Origin of the sequence: Actinoplanes italicus (assembly GCF_003001815.1) — a bacterium.
Classification (GTDB): Bacteria; Actinomycetota; Actinomycetes; order Mycobacteriales; family Micromonosporaceae; genus Actinoplanes; species Actinoplanes italicus.
The window spans coordinates 174,269-192,602 of record NZ_PVMZ01000019.1; the positions used below are offsets into that span (position 1 = coordinate 174,269).

An 18,334-nucleotide genomic window follows, 5' to 3' on the forward strand; every position below is an offset into this window, starting at 1 on the left:
GGTGGCGCGGGTCAGCCCGAGGTGGCGCGGGACGCGATGATGACCCGGTTGCCGTCGGGGTCGGTGACGGTGGCCATGCGCTCGCCCCAGGGCTGGTCGACCGGCTCCTGGAGCACCGGCACGCCGCCCGCGCGGAGGCGGGAGAGGCCCTCGTCGCAGTCGTCGGTGTAGATCCACAGGGTGATGCGGTCGTTGGTCAGGTCGCCGGGGGAGTCCTGCTGGCCGATGCCCAGGTGGGACTGGCCCAGCCGCAGGCCGACGTAGCCCGGCTCACCGGCGGGCGGGAACTGGTAGTCGACCGTCGCGCCGAGCAGGTCGCGGTAGAAACGTAGCGACCGGGCCAGATCAGGCGTGGTCAGAATGGGGAACATCTCGTCGAACACGGTTCGCCTCGCCAGCTGTCGTCGGGAGATTGCCGGATACTGACCGGATGTCGCTGACCCTGGCCGAGGCCCGTGCACGGGCCGCCATGCTTTCCGCGGTCTCCTACGACCTCGCCCTCGACATCACCGATCCCCATCATTTCCGGAGCCGGGTCGTCGCGCGATTCGACACGACCGGCGGTGACACATTTCTGGAACTGCACCGGGCCGAATCGCTCGACGTCGAGATCAACGGCGAGAAGGTCACGACGGCGTACGACGGGCGGCGCATTCCACTCGACGAGCTGAAGCCCGGCACGCACGAGGTCGTCGTCGACGCCAGGCTGCGGTACGTGACCGACGGCGAGGGCCTGCACACCTTCACCGACCCGGCCGACGGTGAGCGCTACATCGGCGGCTACCTGGGCCTGGACATCACCCAGCGCCTGTTCGCCTGCTTCGACCAGCTGGACCTCAAGGCGCCGATCTCGCTGACGGTGACCGCCGACCCGGCGTGGACGGTCCTGTCCAACGGTGTGCCCACGTCGGACGACAACGGCCGGCACACGTTCGCCACGACCCGGCCGATCCCCTGTGACCTGCTCGTGGTGGCGGCGGGACCGTTTCATTCGGTGCGGTGGGAGCACGGAGGCGTACCGATGGGATGGCATGCCCGTCGTTCTCTGGCCGCCGAACTGGACCGTGACGCCGCCGAACTGAAAGCGGTGACCGAAGCCTGCTTCAACCATTTCGCGCGGGTCTTCACCGAGCCGTTCCCGTTCGATTCCTACGACCAGGTATTCGTCCCGGAATTGAACTGGGGCGCGATGGAGTGCCCCGGTTGTGTCACGTTCAACGAGTTCCTGCTGCCGCGCGGGCGGGTCACTGACGACGACCGCCGGCGCCGGGCCATGGTCATCGCGCACGAGATGTCGCACATGTGGTTCGGGGATCTGGTGTCGCCGCTGTGGTGGGAGGACGCCTGGCTCAACGAGTCTTTCGCCGACTACATGGGGTTCGAGGTCGCCGAGACGCTGACCGGTTTCGCCGGTACCCGGGTGTCGTTCGAGGCCGTCCACAAGCCGGGCGCGTACCTCGCCGACCGGCGCCGGTCGACTCATCCGGTGGCTCCCGAGGCCGTGGATGTGCCCGACGTGGCGATTGCGACGACCATTTTCGATCAGATCTCGTACGGCAAGGGCAACGCCGTCCTGCGTCAGCTGGTGACCTGGCTGGGTGAGGAGGACTTCCTGGCCGGGGTGAACGCGCACCTGACCGCGCACCGGTTCGCGAACGCGACCCTCGAGGATCTGCTGTCGGCGCTGGACGCCGCGTCGTCGCGTGACGTCCGCGGCTGGGCCGAGGTGTGGCTGCGGCGGTCGGGGCACGACACCATCCGGGTCACGCGGCGGGACGATGTCCCGGTGGTGACGCGTGAGGGTGTCCGGCCGCACCGGTTCACCGTTTGCGCGTACGACCAAGGTCTGAATTTGATCGGCACCCGGATGATCGATCTGGCCGGCGAGCCGGTGCCCCTGCCGGAGTGGGCGGGTCTGGTGGTGGTTCCGAACGCGCACGGCGAGACCTTCGCGCGCGTCGACCTGGACCCGTTCTCGCGCGAGGCCCTGGCGAACGGGCTGGCCACATTGCCCGACCCGCTGGTCCGCGCGGGAGTGTGGACGACCCTGCTCGACGGCCCGCCACCGGCCGTGCAACTGGAACTGCTGGCCCGGCAGCTGCCGCGCGAGCCGTCGCCCACTCTGGTGACCGCCGCCCTCGGCCGTGTCCGTGATCATCTGATCCGCCGCCGGCTGACGGCCGACGCCGTGCCGGCCGCCCTGGAGACGATCGCCTCCGCGTGCGCCGGCCCGGTGGAGCCGGACGAGCAGCGCGCGGTCGCCCTGGCCCGCGGCCTGGCCTGGACGACGGCCGATTCGGATCAGCTGCGCCGCTGGCTGGACTCCGGTGCCACCGATCACGGTCTGACGCTGGACCCGGAGCTGCGCTGGACGGTCGTGCACCGGCTCGCGGAGCTGGGAGGCCTCGACGAGGCGGGGATCGAGGCCGAGCGGCTGCGCGACGGCACCGCCGACGGTGTGCTGGGCTCACTCACCGCTTTGGCGGCCCGCCCCACGGCCGAGGCGAAGGCGTCCGCGTGGGCGGCGATGACCGGCGACCCGGAGATCTCGGTCCGCCGTTTCCGGGCGCTGGCGGACGGCCTCTGGTCGCCGGCGCAGCGCGGGCTGCTGACGCCGTACATCGCCGGTTACGTCTCCGCCGCGCCCGCCCTCGCCGAGCGGGGTTCGGCTTTCGCGGCCGTGGTCGGCAGGGCGTTCCCGGCGCTGGCCTTGACCGATCAGGAGCTTGATCTGGTACGCGACGCGCTGCGCCACAACGTGCCGGCGGTGTTGCGCCGGCACTGGGACGACGAACTGGACGACCGGGCATGACCGTCTACGACGCGATCGGGACGACGTACACCAGCACCCGCCGCCCGGACCCGCGGATCGAGGCCCGGGTCACGGCAGCGCTCGGTGACGCCCGGTCGGTGATCAACGTGGGCGCCGGCGCCGGGTCGTACGAGACGTCACGGGTCGTGCTGGCGGTCGAGCCGAGCCCCGTGATGATCGGCCAGCGTCCGCCCGGGGCGGCTCCGGCCGTGCGGGCGCGCGCCGAGGAGATCCCGGTGGCCGACGACGCTGCCGACGCCGTGACGGCGCTGCTGACCGTGCACCACTGGACGGACCTGGCGGCCGGGATCGCGGAGCTGCGCCGGATCGCTCGCCGCCGGGTGGTGATCCTGACCTGGGATCAGCGCGTGTTCCGCCGGTTCTGGCTGGTCGAGGAGTACCTGCCGGAGGCGGCGGCGTTCGACGACACCCGTGCGGTGCCGGTCGAGCACCTGGCCGGCCTGCTCGGTGGCGCGCGGGTCGAGGTGGTGCCGGTGCCGCACGACTGCACCGACGGGTTCGGCGCGGCGTATTGGAGGCGGCCGGAGGCGTACCTGAATCCGGTCGTCAGGTCCGGCATCTCGATGCTGGCGCAGACCGGGGAGCAGGTGTTACGGCCCGGCCTCGCCCGGTTGGCGGCCGACCTCGAGTCGGGTCACTGGCAGGACCGATACCGCGACCTGACGGGGCTGACCGAGTTCGACGCGGGTTACCGGATGGTCGTCGCCGAGTTCTAGGAGGGTGGTCGTACCGGTCCGGCTCCCGGCCGCGATGCTCGTTCTCATCGCATCGAATAGCTTGACCGGATGTTTCGTCGCGCCGTAACCGTCGTTCTGTTGCTCGCCACCCTCCCGGCCTGCTCGGCGACGGACGAGCATCCCGTGATGACCGTGGATGCCGCGGCCACACTCGCCGATGAGCGGGTGGGGATCCGGGTGACCGGTTTGGCTGCCGGCAGCGCCGTCACGATCCGCTCGGAGACCACCGACCGGAACAACATCACCTGGCGCGGCACCGCGGTGGTGCACACCGACCGGACCGGCGTCGTCGACCTGGATACGGCCTCCTCGACGGGCGGCAGCTACCAGGGCGTGGACGGGATGGGCCTGTTCTGGTCGATGGTTCCGGAGGGCGCCGACCCCGACACCAGCTTTCTGGCCCCGAACCGCCCCGAGCGGGGTCCTTTCGAAGTGCGGTTGACGGCGACTACGGCGAGCGGCGCCACCGCGACGGCCGTCGCGCGACGGCAGTGGCTCGGTGAGGGCGTCACCCACCAGCGGGTGCACACCGACGAACTCGTCGCCGACATCTATCTGCCGCCGGCGGAGGGCCCCGTCCGGCGGCCGGTCCTGATTTTCGGTGGTTCGGAGGGCGGTAGTAGCCAACTTTGGGAGGCCGCCCAACTCGCCTCTCATGGGCACCCGGCGATGGCGCTGGCCTACTTCGACGCGCCGGGACTGCCGGCGACGCTGGATCGGGTCCCGCTGGAGTATTTCGCGACGGCGCTCCGGCACCTGGCGGCGCAGACCGGCGGCGGACCGGTCTCGGTGATCGGCTATTCCCGGGGCAGCGAGGCGGCGCTCCTGGTCGGGCAGCATTTCCCCGAACTGGTGCGCGGGGTGGTCGTCTACGCACCCAGCGACGTCGTCCATGCCGGTTTTCCCCACGACGACCGGCCTGCCTGGACCTATCGGGGCAAGCCGGTGCCGCGAGGACCCATCCCGGTCGACAAGATCCCCGGCGGGCTGCTGGCGATCGCCGGTGGTGACGATCAGCTGTGGGATTCGGCCGGGTCTGCGAGACGGCTGCGGGAGCGGCGCCCCGATACCAAGATCCTGATCTACCCGAGGGCCGGGCATGTCGTCGGCACCTACCCGCATGTTCCCACCGGCGTCGCCATGGGACAGCACCGCTTGGGCGGCACCCGCGCAGACGATCAACGCGCACGGGTGGACGGGTGGCCCAGGGTGCTGGCGATGCTCGCAGCACCCTGACAGCGCAGTAGGAAGTCAGGTCCGTTTCGCGGCGAGTTCGGCGTCGAGGCACTGCTCCGCCGCGGACGCACGTTGCGGACTCGCTGTCGGAGGGGGTCCTACGACAGGCTCAACTGGCGGCTAGCGGCTCGACTAGAAGCCGGGCAGCCAGTCAATCTGTCCGGTCTCAGTGATCGTGTCATCTGGCCGCGTGGGTGAGCTGGGCTGCGACAGGTGGATGGAGACGGCGTCCTGCCGAGTCGGGGCGGGGCCTACCATCGACTGGTTTCGTCGTCTTCGATGTCTCAACGATCATGTCCGTGGTGCGGTCGCTGACCAGCGGTCTGACATGTGGTCTGAGACGGTGTGGCGGGTTTTCTCGCTGAAGGTTGCACTTTCCGTGGTGGCTGCCGAGGCGGTGTTTCGCGTGAGGCGGGTCGCGGGATCGCGGTTGCCGGGTCGGTAGGGTCGGTCCGGAGGTGCGCGGATGAGTTTCCGGCTGGCGGCGTATGCCGTGTGCATCGAGGACGGGCGGGTGCTGCTCGTCCATTGTGCTTCGCCGAACGGGGGCACGAGCTGGACCCTTCCGGGCGGCAGGGTTGAGCAGTCGGAGGATCCGTTCGATGCGGTGGTGCGGGAGGTCGCCGAGGAGACGGGCTGCGATTCGGTGGTCGAACGCTTGCTGGGCGTGGACTCGCGGGTGATTCCCGCCGAGGAGGCGCGGTTAGGGATTGAGCACCAGAACGTCGGTGTCTTTTACCAGGTCCGGATCACTGATGGTGTTCTGCGGCCCGAACCGAATGGCGTGACGATGGAGTCGGTCTGGACGTCGATACCGGATGTCGCCGGTCTGTGCCGCTCGTCGCTCGTCGACGTCGGTCTTGCCCTGGCGCGGACGCTTCCGGCAACCGGTCACGTCGCTCCGGTCGCGGTCGATGGCCTGGTTCAGCACTGAGTCGCTGATCCATTGAGACTCGCCAAGACGGCAGAGACACAATCTGCCCAGACGGTCTATAAGCCACCAAACCGGACTATGTGCCACGAGAACCCGCTGCGACAACTGTGCGGAGTCTGAATCCGCCAACTTCAGCGAGAACGGACAGCCGGAAAGATCACTCGCAAGGCAGGCCGACAGCTCGCAAGATCACTCGCAATGAGTTCCGGACTTTCGCAGTGTTCGCGCGGACGCGACACCGGCGACCGAGATCCGCTTGGCTGTCCACGCGTCCCGCCCTCAGAGACATTGACGGGCTTGGAACCGGGACTTAACGTCTCGGTCACCGCTCCGTCCCCTTCTCGTTCTCGCTGTGAGGACCCATGAAACGATTCATCCCCCTGGTCGTGGTGGCCTGTCTCCTCGTCGCGGTCCCCGCCGCGGCGGCCGCACCGACCGTCGCCCACACGTCCACCACGGTCCTGACCACCAACGGCCGGACCGCCCTGACCTACACCGGCTACATGAACGGCGAGTCGTTCCAGCAGGACGGCATCGTCACGTTCAACGGCTGGCAGTACTCCGCCTTCTGGGATCAGAGCGGATACGTGAACCTGTCGCGCCGTCAGCTGCCGTCCGGCGCCTGGTCGAACCTGCGGCTCACCGACTACGCCACCGCGTCGACCGACTCGCACAACACGATCAGCATCGGGATCGCCCCGTCGGACGGCACCATCCACCTGGCCTTCGACACGCACTCCTCGCAGTTCCGCTACCGCAAGTCGGTCGCGGGACTGGCCACCTCGCCGGGCGGGGTGTCCTGGTCGACGGGCAGTTTCGGGACCGTCCAGACACGGCTGACCAGCACGAGCATGGACGTCGTCACCTATCCGCAGTTCTTCGCCCACCCGGACGGCACGCTGCAACTGGCGATCCGCACCGGCTACAGCGGGACCGGCGACGAGGTGCTCTACGAGTACCGGTCGGGCGCGTGGACGTACATCGGTGAATTCATCGACGGCACCACCGCCGGCAACAACGCCTACCTGTTCGGCATCGAGTACGACAACTTCGATCCGGCGGCCCCGCTGCTGCACGTCACGTGGACGGTGCGGGAGACCTCGAACGCGAGCACCAACCACGACATCTTCTACGCCTACAGCAAGGACAAGGGCCGGACCTGGCGCAACAACGCGGGCACGGTCATCGCGACCACCGGTTCCAGCCCGCTGCGGTCCGACGCCGCGAACCTGCGGGTCTGGGCCATCGGCCAGAACCGGGGCCTGATCAACCAGGAGTCGCAGGTCGTCGACGCGGCCGGGGTCGTGCACGTGCTCGCCTCGCACCTGCCGGCATCGGCGGCCAGCACCGCCGACTTCACGGCGGCCCGGGAGAAGGCCGTGCTGGTGCACTACTGGCGGGGCAAGGCCGACAAGGTCTGGCACCAGACGTACACACCGTTCCTGGAGCGGTCGGCCCGCGGTGACATCGCCGTCGACTCGCGCGACAACCTGTACGTGGTCAGCGGCGACTCGAGCACCCGCAAGCTGCACATCCAGACCGCGTCGAAGGCCTCGGGCTGGACCGACTGGGTGATCCGCTACACCTCGTCGGCGATCTACTACAGCGACCCGCTGATCGACCACCAGCGGCTCAAGTCCCTGAACACCCTCAGCTTCTTCGCGCCCCGCTATGGCGGCAGCCAGATCGACGTCCAGGACTGGACGGTGGGCGGCTGATAGAGCGATCGTCACGGGGCAGGCAATCGATTGCCGATTGCCTGCCCCGTCTATATGCGGTGGTAAAACGTTACGCAGAGGCTCCTCGGTCAGTCGCTCGGGAAAACCTTGACACGCGCTTTGTTATCGATAACATTCTGCGCGTAACACAGGCGTAACTCCCCGTTCCCCCACCCCGAACCGAGGAGACCCCCGTGCTCCCTGTATCCCGTCGCAGCATCCTTGGCGCCGCCGCCGGTGGTGCCGTGCTCTCCGTCGTGCACACCGGCACCCCGGCGGCCGCCGCCGAGACCGGCGTGTCGGCATACCAGTTCCCGCTCAGCCAGGTGAGGCTGACCGCCGGCCGGCTCATGGACAACCAGACCCGCACGCTGTCCTACCTGCGCTTCGTCGACGTCGACCGGCTGCTCTACGTGTTCCGCGCCAACCACGGCCAATCCACCGGCGGCGCCGCCGCCAACGGTGGCTGGGACGCGCCGACCTTCCCGTTCCGCTCCCACGTGCAGGGCCACTTCCTGACCGCCTGGGCGCAGGCCTGGCTCGTGCTCGGCGACACCGTCTGCCGGGACAAGGCCAACTACATGGTCGCCGAGCTGGCGAAGTGCCAGGCGTCGAACGGGTACCTGTCCGGTTTCCCGGAGGCCGACATCACGGCTGTGCACAACCGCACGCTGACCAACGGCAACGTCCCGTACTACTGCATCCACAAGACACTGGCCGGCCTGCTGGACGTCTGGCGCTACCTCGGCAACACCCAGGCCCGCGACGTGGTGCTCCGGCTCGCGGCATGGGTCGACACCCGTACCGCCGCGTTGTCCTCGTCCCAGATGCAGGCCATGCTGCAGACCGAGTTCGGTGGCATGAACGCCGTCCTCACCGACCTCTACCAGCAGACCAACGACTCACGCTGGCTGACCGTGGCCCGCCGGTTCGACCACGCCGCCGTCTTCGACCCGCTCGCGAACAACACCGACAGCCTCAACGGGCTGCACGCCAACACGCAGGTGCCGAAGTGGATCGGCGCGGCCCGCGAGTACAAGGCCACCGGCACCACCCGCTACCGCGACATCGCCCGCAACGCCTGGAACTTCACGACCGGGGCGCACACGTACGCCATCGGCGGCAACAGCCAGGCCGAGCACTTCCGCCCGCCCAACGCCATCGCCGGGTACCTCACCAACGACACCTGCGAGCACTGCAACACGGTCAACATGCTGCGGCTGACCAACGAGCTGTGGGTGACCGAGCCGGACCGGGCCGCGTACTTCGACTACTACGAGCAGGCGCTGCTCAACCACATCCTCGGCGCCCAGAACCGCAACGACAGCCGCGGCCACGTCACCTACTTCACGCCGCTGCGCCCCGGTGGCCGCCGCGGTGTCGGCCCCGCGTGGGGCGGGGGCACGTGGAGCACCGACTACGGCACCTTCTGGTGCTGCCAGGGCACGGGGATCGAGGTCAACACCCGGCTCGCCGAGTCGATCTACTTCTACAACGGCACCACGCTGACCGTGAACCTGTTCGCCCCGTCGGTGCTCAACTGGTCCCAGCGCGGCATCACGGTCACCCAGACCACCACGTTCCCGGAGAGCGACACCACGACGCTTCGCCTGACCGGCACGATGAGCGGCTCGTGGAGCATCCGGGTCCGCATCCCGTCGTGGACCAGCGGCGCCACCATCACGGTCAACGGCACCGCCGTCACCGCCAGCGCACCGGGCACCTACACGACGATCACCCGTACCTGGGCGGCGAACGACACGATCGTCGTGCGGCTGCCCATGCGGATCGTGCTGCGCTCGGCCAACGACAACCCCGGACTGCAGGCGATCACGTACGGGCCGACCGTGCTGGCCGGCAACTACGGCGACACGGCACTCACCTCGCCGCCGTCACTGACCGTCTCCTCGGTCACCCGCACCAGCGCCACCGCCAACGGCGCGGCCGTCAACCTGGTGCCCTTCTACGACGCGCACGGCATCAACTACAACGTCTACTGGCTGACCACACCCACGTACAAACTGGTCAACAACGCGACCGGCCTGGTCCTCGGCATCAAGGACATGTCGGTGGCAAACGGCGGCCTCGCGGTCACCTGGGGCGACACCGGCACCCTCGACCACCGGTGGACACGTATCGCCGACGGCTCCGCGGTCCGCTTCCGCAACGTCAACAGCGGCAGGGTCCTCGGCGTGCAGAACATGTCGACCGCTGACAACGCCGTGGTCATGCAGTGGGACGACAACGGCACCGCCGACCACCGCTGGACGCTCGTCGACCAGGGCAACGGCGTCTACAAGATCCGCAATGTGAACAGCGGCAAGCTCCTGGCCGTCCTCAACGGAGGCACCGCGTGGGGCGCCCAGGTCGTCCAGGAGCCCGACAACGGCTCCGCCGACAACCTCTGGCGCCTGGTAGCCGTCTGACCTCTGTCCTCCGTCGCCGCCCTCCGTCCCGTTGGTCCGCCGCCCACCCCGTCGCGTTCGTCCGCCGCCCAACCTGCCGCGTTGGTCCGCCGCCCACCCCGCCGCCCCCCGCCGCGCGTCACTTCGCCGCAGATCTTGTGGCGTTTGGGTTGCTCCGGCGGCGCAAGTTCACAAGATCTGCGGTGGGGTGCCGCTCGTGCGGTGGTGCGGCGGTGGTGCGGCGGTGGTGCGGCGGTGGTGCGGCGGTGGTGCGGCGGTGGTGCGGCGGTGGTGCCCATTCCCTTCGCCGCAGATCTTGTGGCGTTTGGGTTGCTCCGGCGGCGCAAGTTCACAAGATCTGCGGTGGAGTGCCGGTGGTGCCGGTGGTGCGGCGGTTGCTCCGCTGCTGCCCATCCCCTTCGCCGCAGATCTTGTGGCGTTTGGGCTGCTCCGGCGGCGCAAGTTCACAAGATCTACGGTGGGGCGCTGCTCGTGCGGTGGTGCGGTGGGGCGCTGCTCGTGCGGTGGTGCGGTGGGGCGCTGCTCGTGCGGTGGTGCGGCGGGGAGGTGGGCAGGTGGTGGTGCGGCGGGGAGGTGGGCAGGTGGGGAGGTGTGGTGCGGTGGGGAGCTAGCATCCGGCGGGTGATCATCTGGATCAACGGAACCCATGGTGCGGGCAAGACGACCACCGCCGCTCTCGTGCGGGCACTGGTGCCGGACTCCCGGGTGCTCGACGCCGAGAAGGTGGGCGAGACCCTAATGGACATCGCGCCCGGACTGCCCGAGACCGACAACTTCCAGCACTGGCCACCGTGGCGGCAACTAGTCGTCGACACCGCCCGCCGGGTGCTCGACTACACCGGCGGCACCCTGGTGATGCCGATGACGGTCCTGGTCGAGCCGTACTGGCGGGAGATCAGCGCCGGCCTCGCGGGGCACCGCATCCCGGTCCGGCACTTCGTCCTGCACGCCGACCAGGACACCCTGCGCGGCCGCATCGAGCGCGAGCACGTCGTGCCGTCACCCTTCAGGCTCAAATACCTGCAGCCGTACGCCGAAGCGGCGCGCACGTGGCTTCATGCGGAGGCCGAGGTCGTCGACACCACACATCTGACTCCGGACCAGGCCGCCCGCCGGATCGCCGACGCCGTCAGGAGCTGAGTACCGGCATGCGATGCTGCCGGCATCGGTGGACATGGCGCGATCTCACCGAGCCGTGTCGGAGGCGCGGGCGTCGAATCTCCGGCGGTACTCCGACGGCGAGGTGTCGAACGCAGCCGCGAAGCTCTGCCGCAGGGTGACCGCGCTGCCGAAACCGCAGGCCGCGGCGATCTGGTCGATCAGCAGATCGGTCGACTCCAGCAGGCGGCGGACCTCGTCGAGGCGTCGGCGCCGGACCCAGGCCGCCGGTGTCTCACCGGTGGAGGCCTGGAACGCGCGGATGAAGGTACGCCGGCTCAGGTGCGCCACGTCGGCGAGCCGTTCGACGGACAGGTCGTCGCCGAGGTGGCGCAGTGCCCACTCGATCGTCGCGGCGATCGGATCGCCGGAGCCGTGCTGTGGCAACGGCCGCTCGATGTACTGGGCCTGCCCGCCCTCCCGGTGCGGCGCCACCACGAGACTGCGGGCCACCCGGTTGGCGGCCGCGGCGCCGAGCCGCTGGCGGACCAGGTGCAGGCAGGCGTCGAGCGCCGACGCCGTGCCGGCCGAGGTCAGCACGTCGCCGTGGTCGATGTAGAGCACCGACGGGTCGACCTCGACGTCCGGGTGCCGGGCCGCGAGCATGCCGACGGCGTGCCAGTGCGTGGCCGCGGTGCGCCGGGACAGCAGGCCCGCGTCGGCGACCGCGACCGTGCCGAGACACAGTCCGGCCACCGTGGCGCCGCGGTCGTGTGCCCTGGTCAGGAGGTGCCGGAGTGCTTCACCGGTGGCCCGGCCGTCCTCGAACCAGGACGGGACCACCACGATGTCGGCGCTCTCGGCCACGGCCGGTCCGCGTACCTCACCTATCGGATAGCCCTCCGCGGTGCGCACCGATCCGGCACGGTCGGCGAACAGCACGGTGTTCCAGTCGGCGAGGCCGAGCCGGGTGACCTCGTCGAAGACCAGCTGCGGCACGGAGAGGTGGAACATCGTGATGCCGTCGAACGCGTACACGGCGATGGACACTGGCACGATTCCATCGTAACGCTGCACTTGTGCCAGTGGTCGGGGCGGTCCGCCGTCAGCAGACTCTAGGTGTCGCCTGTTCGAGACCGAAGGAGAACGAGCACCATGAGCACCCCGAAGCGCGCACTCATCCTCGTCGACGTGCAGCAGGAGTACTTCGGCGGTCTGCTGGAGATCCAGTACCCGCCGCACGCCGACTCGCTGCCCCGCATCACCGCGGCGATCGACGCCGCCATCGCCGCGGGTGTGCCCGTGGTCGTGGTGCAGCATTCGGCCGGCGACCAGGCGCCCGTGTTCAACCCGACACGGCCCGGCTATCTGCTGCATCCGGAGGTCGCGTCTCGGCGTACCGATGAATGGAAGTCGGTGGTCAAACAGTTCAGCAGCGTTTTCGCGGGTACCGATGTGGCGGCGTGGCTGCGCGATCAGGGCGTCGACACGGTCACTCTGGCCGGGTACATGACGAACAACTGCATCCTCGCGTCGGCCGTCGAGGCGGAGAGCCACGGCTTCGCGGCCGAGGTGCTCTCCGACGCCACCGGCGCCATCCACATCGCCAACGAGGCCGGTTTCACCGACGCCAAGACCGTCCACACGTCGCTGATGGCGCTGTTCAACTCGAACCTCGCGGCCGTGGCCGACACCGCCACCTGGTCGGCGGCCGTCACGGCGGGGGAGCCGCTGCCCGCGCCCAGTCTCGGCGCCTCCGCCGCCGCCGGCGCGAAGCACGCCGGGCAGGGGTGATACCGGCCGCCACCCACGAGGCGGTGGGTGACGGCCGGCAGCCGGGGATCAGGCCGTGGTGCAGGCCGAGCCGTTGAGGGTGAACGAGGTGGGCGACGGGTTCGAGCCGGTGTGGGTGCCGTTGAACCCGAAGCTCGCCGTGCCGCCGGCCGGCAGGCCGCCGTTCCACGCGGCGTTGGTGGCGGTCACCTGCGTGCCGGACTGGGTGACGACCGCCGACCAGCCCTGCGTCACCTTCTGGCCGGCCGGGTAGGCGAAGGCCAGGCTCCAGTTGGTCAGGGCGGCCGGGCCGTTGGTGATCGTCACGGTGGCGGTGAAGCCGGCGCTCCAGCTGTTCGCGCTGTACGCGACCTTGCAACCGGCGGCCGGTGACGTCGAGGGCGAGACCGACACCGACGGCGACACCGAAACCGACGGCGAGACCGACACCGACGGCGAGACCGACACCGACGGCGACACGGAGGTCGACGGCGACGGTGACGGGGGAGTGCCGCCCGGCTCCGCGCCCCAGACGAGCTTGCCCGCGTCGTAGAGCGGCACACCGGCGTTCGGTCCGGCCGCCGCCTGGTAGGACGGGTCGTTCGCCGGGTTCCACGTGCCGCCTTCGGCCACACCGATCTTGAGCTGCACCTCCATCCGATGCGCCGACTGCCCGGCAGGCGCGATGGTGTAGCCGGTGCAGTCCACCTCGACGTACCAGATGTCACCGGAGTGCTGCTTGGCCGCGGTCGGACCCGGACAACCCTGGGTGTACGGGGAGCTGACCTGCAACGCCGAGTTGTCGTCGCGGGTGAAGTAGTAGCGGAACTTGCCGGCGGTCAGGGCGCGGGCCGGGAACGCCGACTTGTTGTAGACGACCACCTTCACGCCGGTCGACCGGGTCTCGTTCTGCATGATCGTCGTCTCGGCCGACAGCTCCGGGATGTCGGGCTTCTCCGCGACCGGGAACCCGGTGAGCGGCGCCCCGCCGAACTCGCCGTACAGCCGGGCCACGGCCGAGGTGAACCCGGCGTTGTAGTCGGTCGCGACCTCGTTCATCACGTAGTCGCCACGGCTGTCGGTGTACTTGTCGTCCGGCGACGAGGGGCCGCCGACCAGCGCGCCGTACAGCACGTGCCGGGTCTCGGCGGGAACCTGCTGGCTGTCCCACCAGGAGCCGTGGGCCGTACGGTGATGCGGGTTCTTGGGTGAGTTGTCGCCGTACCCGATCACATAGCTGGAGCTGCGCGGGTTGTCGCCGAGGGCGTAGTTGATCTGCCGCACCGCGAAGTCGTGGTAGCGCTGCTTGCGGGTGGCGTCGGTGAGGTGGTCGCTGTGCACGAGCGCCACGAACGCGGTGTTGGACGCGTAGCGCAGCGCGCCCCACGAGTCGACGACGACCATGCCGCCCGGTGACGTGCGCACCTTCTCACCGTTGACGCCGACGGTGAACCAGTCAAGCCAGCGGTTCGCGTCGTCGAGGTATTTCTGCTTGCCGGTCAGCTGTGACAGCAGCACGTAGTTGCCGTACTGCTTGTTGTCCCAGGAGATCGTCCACTTGTACATCTTGGTGCTGGTCTGGTTCTCGTTGCCCTGTGCGTCGTACCCCGCCTCGGCCTTGGCCAGGTAGGACGCGTCGCCGGTGGCCCGGTGCAGCCAGATCGCGCCCCACACCAGCTCGTCGGCGTAGCCGCTCCACGACTTGTAGAACGCCGTCGCGTCGGTGATGCACTCGTGGTACATCTTGCGCACCCGGTCGGCGAACGAGTACAGCTGCTTGGCGTGCGTGAGCAGGGTGTCGGCGTACGCCGCGTCGGTGGGCCGGAAGACCATCGAGCTGGCCGCCATCGCGGCCGCCGTCTCGGCCGCCAGCTCGCTGCCGCCACAGGTCGCATCGATCTTGTACGCGGGACGCGCCATCGGCATGACCTCGGCCGGACCCCACCACTTGTGGTCGTCGTCGCCCTTGCCGACCTGCCCGTAGAGCACGTCGGCCGACGGGTGCGCCTTGATGAAGTAGTCGTTGGGCACGCGCAGGTTGTTCAGCAGGTGGGTCAACTGCCCGGAGGAGGCGTACGCGTCGCGGTTCTCCACGGCGCCCCAGGCCAGCATGGTCGTGGTGAACGCCATCGGCAGGCCGAACTTGACGTGGTCGCCGGCGTCGTACCAGCCACCGGTCAGGTCGAGCCCGGCGTCGGCGCCGTCGGCCATCGCCGAGTCGGCGCGCCAGGAGACCCGGTTCCAGGCAGGCTTCTTGCCGGCCACCTGGGCTTCGTAGAACAGCAGCGACTTCTGCAGCGCCTCGCCGTAGCGGTACGGCGGGGCCGCCGCGGCGTCGGAGGGGATGGCGACCCAGAGCAGGCCGGCGGTGAGCGCGGCGGCCGTCAGGACACCGGTGATCTTCTTCAACATTGGCGGTTCCCACCTCGCACGGAAAGTGACCGTCATCGTTACATGGGAGCGCTCCCAGTTCAATGGTGTGTCCACCGTGTTACGTGCGTTGTGAAGTCATTCGCCTGATTCAATGAACCGATGTGGCTGGAGATCGTCCTCGTGGTGGTGATGGGATCGGTCGTGATGGCGGCGGTCGTGGTGACGATCATGGGGTTTCACCGGTTGGCGGCGGCCGAACGCGCGACCGCCGAACGTCGCCGCCGGGACGAGGAACTCCGTGCACGGGTGGCCGCCATGGTGGACGGGGCGGTGGCGCCCGAGGAGGTCGGTCTGCAGAATCCGGACGGCGATTCGGCGCTGCATCTGGCCTGGCATGCCGGTCGCGAGGATGCGGTGGCCCGCCTGGTGGCGCTGGGTGCCGATGAGAACCTGCGCAACAACGACGGTCTCACGCCCGCCGAGATGGTCGACCTCGTCGCTGTGGAGCGCCTCCTGGAGCAGACATTGCCGCACCTGATCGGCTGCCGCTGGCGCGACCGTGAGAAGGCGCGACCGTTCTACGACTCCCTGCAGCGGACGCCGGCGCGCCTGTACAACCCGGCGCTCGTCCGGGTCGCCCTTCGTGTCGCGAAGCACCGCAGCCTGGTCTGCCTAGCGGTGAAGGTGGGGGCGCCAGGCTCGGAGGAAAGGCTCGCGTCGCTGCTCGACGCCCACGGGACGAAGGAGATCGCGACGGACTATCTCAACGCGGGCACCCCGCTGCTGGCGGAGGCGGCCCGGCGGTGGGCGGCCGCCAACGGGTACGTCATCGAGCAAACCGGATCCGTTGCGGCCGTACGGTGGGCCACCTTCTGACGCCCGTCCCTGAGCCCGCGCATCAACCGGCGGGTGCGGGGAAGAAGGCGGGCATGACTTGGACACCACTGGTCGGGATCGCTGTCGCTGCCGCTCTCGGCGTACGCCTGGCCCGGGCCCGGCGGCAGCGCGCCCTCCATCCACTCGGCCGCTCGATGACCGGTGAGCTGGAAATCTGGGGCTGTCCGGAAGCGATCGGGGCCGAGTTCATCGACCGGCCGGGGCGGTACGCGGTGGTCGTACGACTGTCGAAGGGTCTTGGAACCCGCCGGGGCCGGGCCGACGTGCGGGGGATCGCCATCCGCATCCCCCGGCCGGAAGGGCCCTTCGACCTGCTGCTCTCCACGGTCGGTCCGGGCCGCTGGGGGCGCCGGGTGCCGATGCCTCGCCGCACGTTCGACGCGATGTACGGCTCGATCGCCGCCTACCGGGCCGGCATGGGCCGGCTCTATCTGGCCGCCGGGCCCGACCCGGACGGCACGCCGGTGGGCGACGACGTCGAGCGGCTCGGGCAGAGGCCCGCCGACCTGCTGCTGTACGCCGTCCGGGCCGACCGAGTGCAGACTTTCGGCCGGGTGCGCCTCGGTGACCTGCTGGCCCGGGACACCGACGCGGCGCTGGCCTTCGACCCGATCCGCAACTCGTCGCCGGACCTGTATCCGACCGGTCTGCTGCACGGCGTCCGGGCGGTGGCCTACCGGGCGAGTCAGCGTTGGCGCGGCGCTGGACAAGACTGTAAAGCTACTTAATAATTAGCCCTCCGTCGATCTATGCGGAGGTTCCCCCTTGCGCCGCAACCGTTCCCTTCTCCTGTCCATGGCCGCGGTCATAGTGGCCGCCGGCCTCGCTCTGTTCGCCGTCAATCCGGCCTCCGCGGCCGCCACCACCGCCACCTTCGCCAAGACATCCGACTGGGGTTCGGGCTGGCAGGGCGAGTACACGATCACCAACGGCGGCTCGTCCGCCATCACCTCGTGGAAGGTCGAGTTCGACCTGCCGTCCGGCACCGGCGTCGGCTCCTACTGGGACGCTCTGCTCACCAGCTCCGGCCAGCACCACACGTTCACCAACCGGTCCTGGAACGGCACCATCGCACCCGGAGCCTCGGTCAAATTCGGATTCCTCGGTACGGGGTCAGGCGCGCCCACCGGGTGCAAGCTGAACGGCGTGTCCTGCACCGGCACCACCGGCCCGTCCCCGTCCCCGTCGTCGCCGACCCCGTCGACGTCGGTCACCACCCCGATCCCCGGCGCCACCCCGCTGGCCCGCAACGGTCAGCTCCGGGTCTGCGGCCGGCAGCTCTGCAACTCCATCGGCAAGCCGATCCAGCTGCGTGGCATGAGCACCCACGGCCTGCAGTGGTACGCGAACTGCGTCAACGACAACTCCCTGAACGTGCTGGCCCGGGAGTGGGGCGCCGACGTCCTGCGGATCTCGATGTACATCCAGGAGGGTGGCTACGAGACCGATCCGGCCGGGTTCACCGCCAAGGTCAACGACTACATCCAGAAGGCCTACGACCGCGGCATGTACGCGATCGTCGACTGGCACATGCTCAGCCCCGGCGACCCCAACTTCAACCTGGCTCGCGCCAAGACGTTCTTCCAGCAGATCGCCGCGAAGAACAAGGACAAGACCAACATTCTGTACGAGATCGCGAACGAGCCGAGCGACGTGCACTGGTCGGCCATCAAGTCGTACGCCGATCAGATCATCCCGGTGATTCGCGCCCAGGACTCCGACGGCGTCGTGCTGGTCGGCACCGAGGACTGGTCGTCGCTGGGCGCCTCCGGTGACGGTCAGGGCGTGTCGCGCATCCTGGCGAACCCGGTGAACGCCACGAACATCATGTACACGTTCCACTTCTACGCCGCCTCGCACGACGACTACTACCTCAACACGTTCCGTGACGCGATCAGCAAGCTGCCGATGTTCGTGACCGAGTTCGGCACCCAGGAGGCCACCGGCGACGGTGGCAACAACTTCGCCCGCGCCCAGCAGTACCTCGACCTGATGGCCCAGAACAAGGTCAGCTGGGTCAACTGGAACTACTCCGACGACATGCGCTCCGGCGCGGTCTTCACCGAGGGCACCTGCGCGGCCGGGGCGTACTCGGGCACGGCCCGCCTCAAGCCGGCCGGTGCCTGGATCCGCGACCGCATCCGTACCCCGGACGACTTCTGACGGACGGTGGCGCGCACCCTTCTGGGGTGCGCGCCACCACTCCTCGACTTTTGCCTGTTAGAGCTAAAGTTCGACCTGAGTAGAGCGAACTTCTTGACGTTGTTGAGATTCGCCAGTAGACAACCCTCAATGTCATCAGTGGATGT

General features: G+C 69.1%; 14 protein-coding genes. 11 read left to right on the forward strand and 3 right to left on the reverse strand.

Annotation, left to right across the window (positions count from 1 at the left end):
• Positions 1–11: 11 nt before the first annotated feature.
• Positions 12–383: a VOC family protein gene (locus tag CLV67_RS36855; RefSeq protein ID WP_203737476.1), complete on the reverse strand. Its 372-nt coding sequence runs from the start codon at positions 381–383 to the stop codon at positions 12–14.
• Between the two features lie 47 nt (positions 384–430).
• On the opposite strand from CLV67_RS36855, the gene pepN reads away from it, so the two are divergent.
• The 7 genes from pepN (at position 431) to CLV67_RS36890 (ending at position 11,024) form a co-directional block, all read left to right on the forward strand.
• Complete coding sequence (gene pepN, locus CLV67_RS36860) at positions 431–2,812, forward strand: aminopeptidase N (RefSeq protein ID WP_106326979.1); 2,382 nt, start codon at positions 431–433, stop codon at positions 2,810–2,812.
• Positions 2,809–3,549 carry a methyltransferase domain-containing protein gene (locus CLV67_RS36865; protein WP_106326981.1) on the forward strand — a complete coding sequence of 247 codons (741 nt, stop codon included), beginning with the start codon at positions 2,809–2,811 and terminating at the stop codon, positions 3,547–3,549. The genes pepN and CLV67_RS36865 overlap by 4 nt, the downstream gene beginning before the upstream one ends.
• Positions 3,550–3,618: 69 nt before the next feature.
• On the forward strand, positions 3,619–4,806 hold the full coding sequence (locus CLV67_RS36870) for an acyl-CoA thioesterase/bile acid-CoA:amino acid N-acyltransferase family protein (RefSeq protein ID WP_106326983.1): 1,188 nt from the start codon (positions 3,619–3,621) through the stop codon (positions 4,804–4,806).
• Positions 4,807–5,272: 466 nt separating this feature from the next.
• Positions 5,273–5,740: an NUDIX hydrolase gene (locus CLV67_RS36875; protein WP_106326985.1), complete on the forward strand. Its 468-nt coding sequence runs from the start codon at positions 5,273–5,275 to the stop codon at positions 5,738–5,740.
• A gap of 362 nt (positions 5,741–6,102) precedes the next feature.
• Positions 6,103–7,458 carry a BNR repeat-containing protein gene (locus tag CLV67_RS36880; RefSeq protein ID WP_106326987.1) on the forward strand — a complete coding sequence of 452 codons (1,356 nt, stop codon included), beginning with the start codon at positions 6,103–6,105 and terminating at the stop codon, positions 7,456–7,458.
• Positions 7,459–7,652: 194 nt separating this feature from the next.
• Positions 7,653–9,884: a beta-L-arabinofuranosidase domain-containing protein gene (locus CLV67_RS36885; protein ID WP_106326989.1), complete on the forward strand. Its 2,232-nt coding sequence runs from the start codon at positions 7,653–7,655 to the stop codon at positions 9,882–9,884.
• Positions 9,885–10,505: 621 nt separating this feature from the next.
• Positions 10,506–11,024, forward strand: a complete 519-nt coding sequence (locus CLV67_RS36890; protein WP_106326992.1) for an AAA family ATPase — start codon at positions 10,506–10,508, stop codon at positions 11,022–11,024.
• Positions 11,025–11,069: 45 nt separating this feature from the next.
• Here CLV67_RS36890 and CLV67_RS36895 read toward each other — a convergent pair whose 3' ends face one another.
• Entirely contained in the window at positions 11,070–12,038 is a 969-nt protein-coding gene (locus CLV67_RS36895) for a GlxA family transcriptional regulator (RefSeq protein WP_239166671.1), read from the reverse strand.
• A 99-nt stretch (positions 12,039–12,137) separates the two neighbouring features.
• Here CLV67_RS36895 and CLV67_RS36900 point away from each other — a divergent pair, with 99 nt between their 5' ends.
• Positions 12,138–12,776, forward strand: a complete 639-nt coding sequence (locus tag CLV67_RS36900; RefSeq protein ID WP_106326996.1) for an isochorismatase family protein — start codon at positions 12,138–12,140, stop codon at positions 12,774–12,776.
• A 48-nt stretch (positions 12,777–12,824) separates the two neighbouring features.
• On the opposite strand, the gene CLV67_RS36905 is transcribed toward CLV67_RS36900, so the two are convergent.
• The gene (locus CLV67_RS36905; protein ID WP_239166672.1) at positions 12,825–15,167 is read right to left on the reverse strand and encodes a glycoside hydrolase family 9 protein; all 2,343 of its coding nucleotides are present in this window, start codon (positions 15,165–15,167) and stop codon (positions 12,825–12,827) included.
• A 120-nt stretch (positions 15,168–15,287) separates the two neighbouring features.
• Between CLV67_RS36905 and CLV67_RS36910 the strand changes: the two genes are divergently transcribed.
• The 3 genes from CLV67_RS36910 (at position 15,288) to CLV67_RS36920 (ending at position 18,188) form a co-directional block, all read left to right on the forward strand.
• A complete protein-coding gene (locus CLV67_RS36910; protein WP_106327000.1) occupies positions 15,288–16,004 on the forward strand; it encodes an ankyrin repeat domain-containing protein in 717 nt (238 codons plus the stop codon).
• 53 nt (positions 16,005–16,057) lie between these two features.
• Complete coding sequence (locus tag CLV67_RS36915) at positions 16,058–16,753, forward strand: hypothetical protein (protein WP_106327002.1); 696 nt, start codon at positions 16,058–16,060, stop codon at positions 16,751–16,753.
• A gap of 67 nt (positions 16,754–16,820) precedes the next feature.
• On the forward strand, positions 16,821–18,188 hold the full coding sequence (locus CLV67_RS36920; protein ID WP_106327110.1) for a cellulase family glycosylhydrolase: 1,368 nt from the start codon (positions 16,821–16,823) through the stop codon (positions 18,186–18,188).
• Positions 18,189–18,334 lie beyond the last annotated feature (146 nt).